The 9,543-nt window shown below is 60.1% G+C and carries 7 protein-coding genes and 4 pseudogenes; 3 read left to right on the top strand and 8 right to left on the bottom strand.

The features are described from left to right. Positions 1 to 99 precede the first annotated feature (99 nt). A complete protein-coding gene (locus RM96_RS27945; protein WP_039014988.1) occupies positions 100 to 1,446 on the bottom strand; it encodes an IS110 family transposase in 1,347 nt (448 codons plus the stop codon). Positions 1,447 to 1,630: 184 nt separating this feature from the next. On the opposite strand from RM96_RS27945, the gene RM96_RS27955 reads away from it, so the two are divergent. Next, positions 1,631 to 2,815 carry a transporter gene (locus RM96_RS27955; protein ID WP_238587446.1) on the top strand — a complete coding sequence of 395 codons (1,185 nt, stop codon included), beginning with the start codon at positions 1,631 to 1,633 and terminating at the stop codon, positions 2,813 to 2,815. Next, positions 2,805 to 3,280 (top strand): annotated as a pseudogene (locus RM96_RS27960) (peroxiredoxin family protein). Before RM96_RS27955 ends, RM96_RS27960 begins: the two are co-directional and overlap by 11 nt. Before the next feature lie 292 nt (positions 3,281 to 3,572). Here RM96_RS27960 and RM96_RS40300 read toward each other — a convergent pair. From RM96_RS40300 to RM96_RS38965, 7 genes and pseudogenes are all read right to left on the bottom strand, one after another. Beyond that, positions 3,573 to 4,408, bottom strand: a pseudogene (locus tag RM96_RS40300) (transposase); the annotation flags it as partial. A 133-nt stretch (positions 4,409 to 4,541) separates the two neighbouring features. Continuing rightward, positions 4,542 to 4,784 (bottom strand): annotated as a pseudogene (locus tag RM96_RS27970) (transposase); the annotation flags it as partial. A gap of 214 nt (positions 4,785 to 4,998) precedes the next feature. Further along, positions 4,999 to 6,315, bottom strand: a complete 1,317-nt coding sequence (locus RM96_RS27975) for an epoxide hydrolase family protein (protein ID WP_039014989.1) — start codon at positions 6,313 to 6,315, stop codon at positions 4,999 to 5,001. A gap of 352 nt (positions 6,316 to 6,667) precedes the next feature. After that, positions 6,668 to 7,033: a nuclear transport factor 2 family protein gene (locus RM96_RS27980; RefSeq protein ID WP_039014990.1), complete on the bottom strand. Its 366-nt coding sequence runs from the start codon at positions 7,031 to 7,033 to the stop codon at positions 6,668 to 6,670. 80 nt (positions 7,034 to 7,113) lie between these two features. Continuing rightward, positions 7,114 to 7,743: a glutathione S-transferase family protein gene (locus tag RM96_RS27985; RefSeq protein ID WP_039014997.1), complete on the bottom strand. Its 630-nt coding sequence runs from the start codon at positions 7,741 to 7,743 to the stop codon at positions 7,114 to 7,116. Positions 7,744 to 7,884: 141 nt separating this feature from the next. After that, positions 7,885 to 8,640 carry an SDR family NAD(P)-dependent oxidoreductase gene (locus tag RM96_RS27990; RefSeq protein WP_039014991.1) on the bottom strand — a complete coding sequence of 252 codons (756 nt, stop codon included), beginning with the start codon at positions 8,638 to 8,640 and terminating at the stop codon, positions 7,885 to 7,887. Between the two features lie 45 nt (positions 8,641 to 8,685). Continuing rightward, a complete protein-coding gene (locus RM96_RS38965; RefSeq protein ID WP_039014992.1) occupies positions 8,686 to 8,874 on the bottom strand; it encodes a hypothetical protein in 189 nt (62 codons plus the stop codon). Here RM96_RS38965 and RM96_RS37775 point away from each other — a divergent pair. Next, positions 8,791 to 9,039, top strand: a pseudogene (locus RM96_RS37775) (LysR substrate-binding domain-containing protein); the annotation flags it as partial. The gene RM96_RS38965 and the pseudogene RM96_RS37775 sit on opposite strands and share 84 nt — an antisense overlap. Positions 9,040 to 9,543: the final 504 nt, after the last annotated feature.

Genomic DNA, 9,543 nt, shown 5'->3' on the forward strand with positions numbered 1-9,543 from the left:
CATGGTCGCCAAGGGCCAGGTGGCCTGATTCGCCTTCATGAATTCGAACCCTTGTCGGGTACCGTTCCGGTCTCCCGGGCGAACCAAGCCGCGGCTTTCCTAAGAAACACTCTCAATGGCTTCGAGGCGGAACCCAAAGTTTGCCGCTCGGCGCTGAAGCTGCTTGACGACACGGTCTCGGTAAGCCGCCTCGTAATAATCGGCACCGGGATCTTTATAGTCGGCCCCGTAGCGCATTGTGTTATAGAACAGCACGGCAATCTTCCGTGCTGTCGCCGTCACCGCCTTTGCCTTGCCGAGGCGGCCCGCAAGGCGCCGGTAAAAGGCGCCAAGCGCAGTATCGGTGCGGCCCACCGTCACTGCTGCCAAGCGAAGATGGGCAGCGACGGGATTGCTCGACCTGCGTGTCCGCGAAGACCGGACCTTGCCGCCACTGATTTTGCAACCTGGCGACAGCGACAGCCAAGACGTAAAGTGCTTAGCAGTCGGCCAACGGCTCAGATCGGTGCCGCATTCCGAGACCAGGCGCAGCGCGAGGTAGGGGCCAATGCCATGGATTTGAGTCAGATCCGTGCCCGTGATCTGATGCAGCAGTGGTCGCGTGTCGAAATCGACGGCGTTGGGCTGTTTGGTTCGATGACGTGGCTTAGGCAGCGGTGCGGTGGGCGCAGGGGATTGCGCAGCAAGCCTCGTCAGTACTTGCTCGATCTGCCGGTCGCATTGCTCGACCTGTCGCTGATAGAAGTCATACAGTTCGAGTGCCTGCTGTAGCGCAAAGACGTGTTCGGGCTGATAGTTGCCTTGCAACGCGGCTTCGATCACCTCGTGCGTTGCCTTGCATCGGAGATCACGCATGCGTGCCAGTACTTTAGTGTCACGCTCGCCGGCGATGATGGCCCGCACGATCCTCAGCCCGGTCGCCCCCGTTACATCGCTGACGACGTGATGAAGGTGCAGATTCATGAACGTCAATGCCTTCTGCATATGCTGGATGTGGGCGGCAGCGTAATCCAGATGCCTTTCTCTAAGCCGCAGGTACGCGCGTAGCGCCGCGATCTCCCGGCCCGGACGAAAGCTGGCCCGCAGAAGGCCGCAAGCATGCAAGCGCTGTAACCATTGGGCGTCCTTGATATCGCTCTTGCGGCCGGGCACGGCGCGCGCTTCGCGCGCATTGGTGACGATGACCTCCAGCCCCGCGTCCTCCAGCACCTCATACACCGGAATCCAATACACGCCGGTGGATTCCATTGCCACCGTCGTGATCCCCAGCGCGGACAACCAGTTGGCCATTCGGTGCAAGTCACCGGTGAAGGCTTGAAACGTCTGCACTGGCTCGGTACACAATTCGCTGGGCACCGCCACGACATGGAAGCGGGCACCGATATCGACGGCCGCAGCACGTGCGTTGAGAATCGGTAGACCTACCGCCTTGGATCGCCTGCTCATGGTCACCTCCTGCGTTGAGCGCCCGGACGGGGACACGGACAAGCATCACTTTCCTAAACGGGGTCACCGAAGCGCCACCAAAATCGGGTCCGCAGATCCCCTGGACCATGTTTGCCGACGGGGTGGAATATCGCCAAAAAGCTGACGGCCTCGGGCCCGGGTGCCACGAGAGTGTAGGCGCCGCGTGTTTCTTCTGCCCGGGCCGCGACGGGTCGCGAAGTCAGTTTGCCAATATATCGCGCTCCATCTTGACCTGCCGAAGTTCTCTACGAAGATGGGTCAGTTCCTGGCGCTCGGCAGTGCTCAGGCCATCGTGACGTTTGCCCGCGTCACGGTCAGCCTGTGCGACCCAGTTGTAGATGGTCTGGGCAGTGGGTTCAAACTCCTTGGCCAGGTCTTCCGGCGTCCGGCCGGCATGGACGAGGTCAATCATTTGCTGCCGGAAAGCAGCGGCATACGGCGCTCGAGTCTTGGCCATGATGGGTACCCCCTACGGTTCAAGATAGCGGGTGTCCAAAAAAGCGGGTCATCTCCAGCTGCCGCGATCAACGACGCTGGTGGCAGCCAGGAGGTGGAGAAGCAGACCATCAATCGCTACTACAACTTGGGCCTGACCTACAGCCCAAACAGTAGCTGGAGCTTCAGCACCATTGCTCCCATCATCGACCGCAGCCACACCACGTATGGCAACGCCACCTCCGACCAGCTCACGCCGGACAACGTGAGCGGTGTGACCGCCAGCGGCCTGGGCGATATCAAGCTCATCGGCACCTACCAGGGCTTCCTGCCCACCCGAAACTTTGGGGTGCAACTTGGTGTGAAGCTGCCCACGGGCGCCTACGGCGGCCAGAATGTAGTCACCGGCGCCACCGTGGGCCGCCCGGTGTTCTTCTCGTCAGGCCCGAATGCGGCCGCGGGTCAGGCGCTCGACGCCAGCCTGCAACCCGGCACCGGCAGCACCGACCTGATCCTCGGCGCGTACTATTACCAGCCCGTCAGCCAGAATTTCGACGCCTTCATCAACGGCCAATTCCAGGCGGCGGTGATGGAACGGCTGCGCGACGTGAATGCGGACTATCGTCCCGGCAATCTCCTGACCGTGAGCACCGGCCTGCGCTACGTCGCCAACCCAAAGGTGGTACCTCAGTTACAGTTCAATTTCACCCACAAAAGCACGGACCAGGGCGCACTCGCCGATACCATCAGTACGGGAGGTAGCGTGCTTTACCTGAGCCCTGGCGTTACCGTTGCCGTAGGCGAACACGTGCACATGTACGCCTTCCTGCAGCGGGCAATCTATAGCAATCTCCAGGGGTATCAACTATTCCCCCGCTGGACCGGCAACGTGGGGGTGAGTTATGCGTTCTGACGTGTCGTCTCGGCGCGACTGGCTTCGGGCAGCCGCCGCGCTTGCCTGCGGACCTGCACTGGGCAGCTGGCATATGCCGGCGCGCGCGGAGAGTCTGACGGTTGGTCGGCCTGCGCCGCCGCTGGTATTGCGCACGCTCGACGGACGCACCATCGATACGCGAGACTTGCGTGGCCAGGTAGTCGTTCTCACGTTCTGGGCGACGTGGTGCGGCCCGTGCTTGGCTTCAGCCTGGACACCCCGGATTCGCTTGCCGACGTGCGCAAGATGGCTGCCAGCCTTGCCTTTCCTGTTGGGCTGCTGGGCAGCGCCTACGCGGGCGGCTACGGCCGGGTCTGGCGCCTTCCAGTGAACTTCACCATCGACCGCGCGGGCATGCTCGCCGATAACGGTTGGGACGATGCCAGTCCGGCCTGGACAGCGGAGCGGCTGGAGCAGGTGGTCACGCCCTTGCTGAAGCGGTAACTGGCACGTTCCCGGGCCGTCAGGCACTGAGGGTGCAGTGCTCGGCCATTGAGCTTCGCGGTCGATCAGACTTCCTTCTGTCCGTCTTCCGTTCGCTGCCGCTGCCGTTCTGATTGCGGCGCCCGAATAGGCCCATGTTGAGACGATCGCAAACGCCACTTGAATGACCGTTCGCGAACCCTGACCGGACCTCTGGCGGGGGTGGCCGGATCCCAGTTCATCGGCCGGCTCGGTCATCGAAAATCCATGGCCGACTGACTCAAGCTGGTCGACTTCAGTCAGCTCGAGCAGGGCGGCGCAATTGCAGGCCGTGCTCCTCTCGGGTGTAACGGTATATTGCGCGCTCGCCGGCGGGACATTGGTATTCGTCATCCCGGGCAATGTAAATGAAGTCTGCCCTATCAAATCGCCCATGAGCCTTTGCCCCCGATGTCGTGGGCTTAGGCAGGAGCACTGCAATACCGGCGCCGCGCATTCTTTGATCTGAGGCGCACTGTAGTAGCCACGATCAGCTACCGCCCGAAGTCTGGTTTTACCCATAGCGTTGCGAGCTGCTTGAACCATGGAGCTGAGCTGCGCCCGGTCGCTGCCGGCATTTGTGACCTCGTGAGCGACAATCAGATGGTGCTTGGCATCAACGGCCATCTGCACGTTGTAGCCCACCATTCCAGAGCCCTTGCCACTTGTCGCCATCGAGCGCGCATCAGGATCGGTCATCGAGATCTGACCATCTGGCAGGGTCTTGAGCTCTTCCTTTATCCGGTCAAGACTATGCATCTGCTGACGCAGTTGCGCGATCTTCTCGCACAGTCGAGTTGTCTTGAGTTCCAGCTCTGCTGGCTGCGTACGATCCGCAGTCTCCAGCGCGCTCAGATGCCGATGGATGCTTTCCTCGATTTGGTGCTGGCGCTTGTCGACCTTGCCAGCAGTGAAATTGCGGTCCCGAGTATTGACTGCCTTGAACTTGCTGCCGTCGATGGCGACCATGGCCTGTGAGAACAGCTTAAGATCTCGGCACAGAACAACGAAACGACGGCAGACATTGCGAATGCCCGTGCTGTTATCCCGGCGGAAGTCTGCAATCGTCTTGAAGTCCGGCGCCAGTCGACCGGTAAGCCACATCAGCTCTCATCGAGGCATTCTGGAAGCAGTGAAGCTTGCTTGCGGTCTTCTCCCTCTATGAATCGCTTCATCTGGTCCCCCAATCTGAATGCGTTGATCCAGTCTAGGTGATCGAGACGTTTTCACACACCCTCGACCCTATATTGCGCTGGCATTCGCGCTCCAGACGGCGGCTGGACTGGACCCGGTTGAGGTAGCCATAGATGTATATCTTCAACAGGACGGCAGAATGATATGAAGGGCGACCTGTAGTCGAGGGATTGGCACCTTCGAACCCGAGCGACTCGAGATTCAGTTCTTCAACAAACGCGTCGATGATCCTGGTGGGGTTGTCCTCGGCGATGAAATCCCTGAACCGCCGTTCGGATTCGGGCCACTGCAACGACCGCTTCCAAGGTTAAGCCGGCGCTCGCCCCGTTACGCAACCTGAAATCGCCCTCGGTTTTTGGAGACGCTACGCGGCACAAGGCGAGCAAACTGCTGCCGACCTATGGCAACACTGGTTTCCGTGATACATGTCATTTCATTTGTAATTCGACGGTTTGTCGCGATGGAGGGTCAGCGAAGCGTAGCGTACGCAGGCCGTACTTAAATCGTTAAGTGCGCCGTGACCTGAAGGCCTTTCGCAGCTCATCGGTGAAGAGCGCTGGTTGCTCGAACGCAGCGAAATGCCCGCCCTTGTCGAGTTCATTCCAATAAAAGAGGTTCGGCCAGAGCGCCTCGGCCCAGGCTTTCGGTGGGCAGAAGATCTCGTGCGGGAAAACCGACGCCGCCATTGGCAGTTCGATCCGCCCTCTGGAAGGGGGGCCTCCAAAGCCGCCGCGGGTGTTTTCCCAGTATATGCGTGCAGACGATGCGGCCGTGTTGGTGAACCAATAGAGGCTGATGTTATCGAGCATTGCGTCGATGCTCAGCGCATCTTCGGGATTGCCGTGATTGTCGGTCCACGCCTGAAACTTCTCATAAATCCACAGCGCTTGGCCCGCAGCCGAATCTGCAAGAGGATAGCCGATCGTCTGCGGGCGTGTCGCGTGCTCGCGAAAATAGCCACTCTGCTCGTTCGCAAACCATGCCGCCCGGTCCATCGCCTTGCGTTCAGCAGGCGTAGGATTGTCCGGCAGCTTCTCCGGGAAAACGAATTGCCAGTTCACGTGGGCTGCAATCAGGCCCTGAGGCCGCTGGTGAGCCAAGGCGTGTGTCACTCCCGCACCCCAATCGCCACCCTGGGCGACCCAGCGGTCGTAGCCAAGGCGTTGCATCAGCGTTGCCCAAGCGCGGGCGATCCGTATAACATCCCAGCCCGTCTCGGTCGGCTTATCAGAAAACGCGAAGCCCGGGAGCGACGGCACGACGACATGGAAGGCGTCTTCGGCACGCCCACCGAAGCGCGTAGGATCGCTGAGCGGGCCGATGATTTTCATGAACTCCACGAACGATCCCGGCCATCCGTGCGTGAGAATGATCGGCAGCGCATCCGGGTGAGGCGAACGTACGTGAACGAAATGAATGCCGAGTCCGTCTATCCGCGTGCGATATTGCGGGAAGGCGTTGACACGAGCCTCGAACCGAAGCCAGTCGTACTTGTCGCGCCAATAGGCGATCAGTGTCTGGGCCTTTTCGAGGGGAACGCCCTGCGTCCAGTCGCTGACGGTCTCCCGCTCCGGCCACCGTGTGTACGTCAAACGGCGCTTGAGGTCATCTATTGCACCCTGAGGAACGCTAACTCGGAATGGCGTCACTGCGTCCGAGGCAGGCGGCAACACAAAACCCGCCGACGCCGCGTGCGCTTCAGGCAATTCAATCAGGCTCGCACCCAGACCCAGCATGCCCAAGTCGACTGCAGCCTTTAGTATGGTGCGTCGCCTCGAGAACGCGTCAGGCGCAGCGACTTCGACTTCGAGCTTCTTGCTCATGATGTTCTCCAAATAGATGTCTGCCAGAGAAGGGCAAGTCATCTTCTCCGACGGGATGGAGGCGGACTATCTCGGATTTGGTGCCGGAATGGAGTTGACCATCACCGTTGCCGAGAGCCAGGGGCGTCTCGGCGTGTAGCAGAATATTCTGACAGTCCATGGTGCCCTGTCTGACCGCCATGAGTCAGGTGAGGAAAGGGTGGTGGTCGGCTTTGGCCGACCTGTCACTGCCGTTCCCTGATTACCCTGCTCAAGCGCAGCCTGCAGCGGCCTTTGGCTGTTGCGTTGCCGGAACAAAGTGGTCGTTCAGTCAATTGAACTGTCGTACGTCTTCCGTCCGCGTGCCACGCGGCTATGAGGGCATGGAATCGAGGAAGACATAGAGCGCCGCAATCTTCCCGTCGTGAACGATGATCACATCCAAGCCCGTATAGTCGGATGCCTCGCCGCGCGGTCCGGAGCCCCAGGCCAGGCGACCGGCATTGTGAAGCGCCTGAGGTTCGCCGACCGGCGTATAGACGAAATGCGGGTGCGTTGAGCGAAGATCTCCGGCGAATTTGTCGAGAGCCTCGTGCCCGGTGAACGTGCCCGGTGGCACGTAGAGCACGCAGTCTTCGGTGTAGAGTTCCTCGATGGCCTCGCGACGACGTGCTGCATCGCCTTCACCGAAAACCTCCTGAAGGTTGCGTTGAAGCAGTTCATGGATACGCTCATTCATAACACTTCTCCTGAGTGATCGACTGCGGACTGAACCAAGTCGCATTGTGTAGATGGCTGAAAAATGGAACGTTGCACGCACTACTGAGCGAGCGCCAAGGTCTTTGCGATGGCGGTGACGACTGCGGGTCGAGCCGAAATCTCGTCATACCAACGAGCGACGAATGGAAACTTGTCGAGGGTCGCGCCAATTGCCTGATGGCGCCACACCCACCCGAAATGGGCGATGTCCGCGACACTGTATGCATCACCAGCAACGTACCGATGATGCTCAAGGCCGAGATTGAGCACGCCCAGCGTCCGGTCAACGTCCGCTAACGCGCGCGCTTGGGCCTCGGGTTGGGGTGACGACTGAATCGCGACCAGAAACGCCTGGAGGAATGCCGGGCTGAGGCCGGATGCGTGGAAGAAGAGCTGCTCGAAGACCTTGCCGCGGCGGAGGCCATCCTTCGGAAGAAGTTGTCCGGTCTTTTCTGCAAGGTAGACCAGGATCGCGGCGGATTCGCTCAGGACCACATCGCCGTCCCCAAGAACGGAAGGGTCGATGAGAACCGGGACTTTTGCGTTGGGATTCATCGCCTTGAAGGCGTCGGTCTTCTGTTCGCCCTGGCGCAGGTTGACGGGAACGAGCCGATAGTCGAGCCCCATTTCCTCCAGTGCTATCGGCACTTTGACGCTGTTAGGCGTAGCGAATGCAAGAACTTCAATCATTTTCGTAACCTTCTCTTTCATTGTGGCGGCGACCGTCGAAGCTGATACGGCCGCCACCGAAGGCGCCCACATGCAGTAGGCCATCGGCCATCGCGATGAGTGGCTGGTCCGAGAGCCGCTGCGCGGCTCTCGGACCTCTCGTTAAATCTGAGCTTGTCCGCCATCGACGAAGAGTTCGGTGCCGGCAATGAAGCTCGCATCGGAGGAGGCGAGGAAGACGGCTGCACCTGCGACGTCGTCGGGATCGCCGACGCGACCAAGTGGGACGGTCGAGGCCATGTAGTCGAGCAGACCTTGCTGCTGTGCGGCATCCGGGCCGGCCAGGTCAACTAGGCCCGGCGTCTTGATCGGGCCCGGGCTGATGACGTTCACACGGATGCCGCGAGACTTCAGGTCGAGCGTCCAGCTTCGGGCAAAGTTACGCACCGCGGCCTTCGAGGCGCTATAGACGCTGAACGCTGGTGTGCCTTTGATGCTGACGTTGGAAGCGGTAAGGATCACTGAGCCACCATCGACTAGCAGCGGCAGTACCTTCTGCACCGTGAAGAGCACGCCCTTTACGTTGCGACCGAACGTGTCGTCATACTGCTCTTCGGTGATTGATCCCAAAGGCAGCATTGAGCCGCCACCAGCATTGACGAACAACACATCGATACGACCTGCCTCTGTCTTCACTCTCTCGTAAAGGCGATTGAGATCGCTGAGATTGGCGGAGTCCGCCTGGATGCCAGTGGCCCTCGGCCCGATCGCGGCAACGGCTGCATCGAGCTCGGCCAGACGACGGCCGGTAACGAAGACCTGCGCGCCTTCAGTTGCGAAACGCTTGGCGGTGGCGAGGCCGATACCGGTCGTACCGCCGGTGACGACAGCTATTTTTCCTTCGAGTCTGCGTACCATGATCTATCTCTCCTGAGTGGGATGAGACAAATCTACGGCGGCATGCTATTTTTCGAAATTGAAATGAATGAAAACCATCGTTGCAGGATTGTCGATGTCAAAGCTGCCAGATTTCGAATGGCTTGCGATGATTGAGAAGGTCGCCGACGAAGGTTCGTCCGCTGCGGCGCTTTGCTGCCCACGCTCCTCGCGGGACTTGCGATCGCTGAACTCCCTGAATTTGTTGCGATTCATTACTTTGCTGACAGTCAGCTTGAACCGATTTTGACTGGCTGGCGCTTGCCCGAAGGCGGTCTGTACTTCGTCACACCCACTGCCCGCGCACGACCAGCAAAGGTTAGCGCTCTCGCCGACCTCTTCATCGCCAAGCTGACCACGGCAGAGTGGAACGCAAAGTAATGGCGCTCGCCGGCTCTGCATGGCCCTTGTGAGGGCGAAGCCGACATTCGAATGTCAGCGGGAGCAAGGCAGCAAACGTCCCCAACTGGCCGGGAAGCGACTTCCGTCAGCCGCAAAGCGGTCGGCACTTGCCGGATTCCGCCGTTGCGTTCCCCGTCCACTCGGACAAGCAACGGGTGCCTCAGCGAGCGGCGTTCGGAGAACGTGAGGCAGCGACGCGGAAGGAGACGATAAGGCGCGATAACGTTGCCTTATCGGGTCGTTACCAACCGAAGGTGATGCAGGCGGTGTTGGCAATTATCCGCGAAGACCGCGTGAGCTGCTGGACTTGCTGTTTGTGCCGGCGGGCATCTTGGTCGCGCTGGTCCTTGCTGACGGCACCTCGAGCATGATCGAGCAGCTGTGCCAGGAACCGGTTCTAAGGCTTACTTGTCGCCATAGTGAAGCCGACAAGCGATGATGGTCAGTTCATCGTCGTTGGCGAAGTACACCAGGCGGTTGCTG

The sequence above is a fragment of the Cupriavidus sp. IDO genome, assembly GCF_000812465.1.
In the GTDB taxonomy this organism is placed as follows: Bacteria; Pseudomonadota; Gammaproteobacteria; order Burkholderiales; family Burkholderiaceae; genus Cupriavidus.

Excerpts from the sequence above, each read along its gene's own strand:
- RM96_RS27945 (WP_039014988.1), bottom strand. The coding sequence starts at position 1,446 with ATGAGCAGGCGATCCAAGGCGGTAGGTCTACCGATTCTCAACGCACGT.
- RM96_RS27975 (WP_039014989.1), bottom strand. The coding sequence starts at position 6,315 with ATGAGCAAGAAGCTCGAAGTCGAAGTCGCTGCGCCTGACGCGTTCTCG.
- RM96_RS27980 (WP_039014990.1), bottom strand. The coding sequence starts at position 7,033 with ATGAATGAGCGTATCCATGAACTGCTTCAACGCAACCTTCAGGAGGTT.
- RM96_RS27985 (WP_039014997.1), bottom strand. The coding sequence starts at position 7,743 with ATGATTGAAGTTCTTGCATTCGCTACGCCTAACAGCGTCAAAGTGCCG.
- RM96_RS27990 (WP_039014991.1), bottom strand. The coding sequence starts at position 8,640 with ATGGTACGCAGACTCGAAGGAAAAATAGCTGTCGTCACCGGCGGTACG.
- RM96_RS38965 (WP_039014992.1), bottom strand. The coding sequence starts at position 8,874 with ATGAATCGCAACAAATTCAGGGAGTTCAGCGATCGCAAGTCCCGCGAG.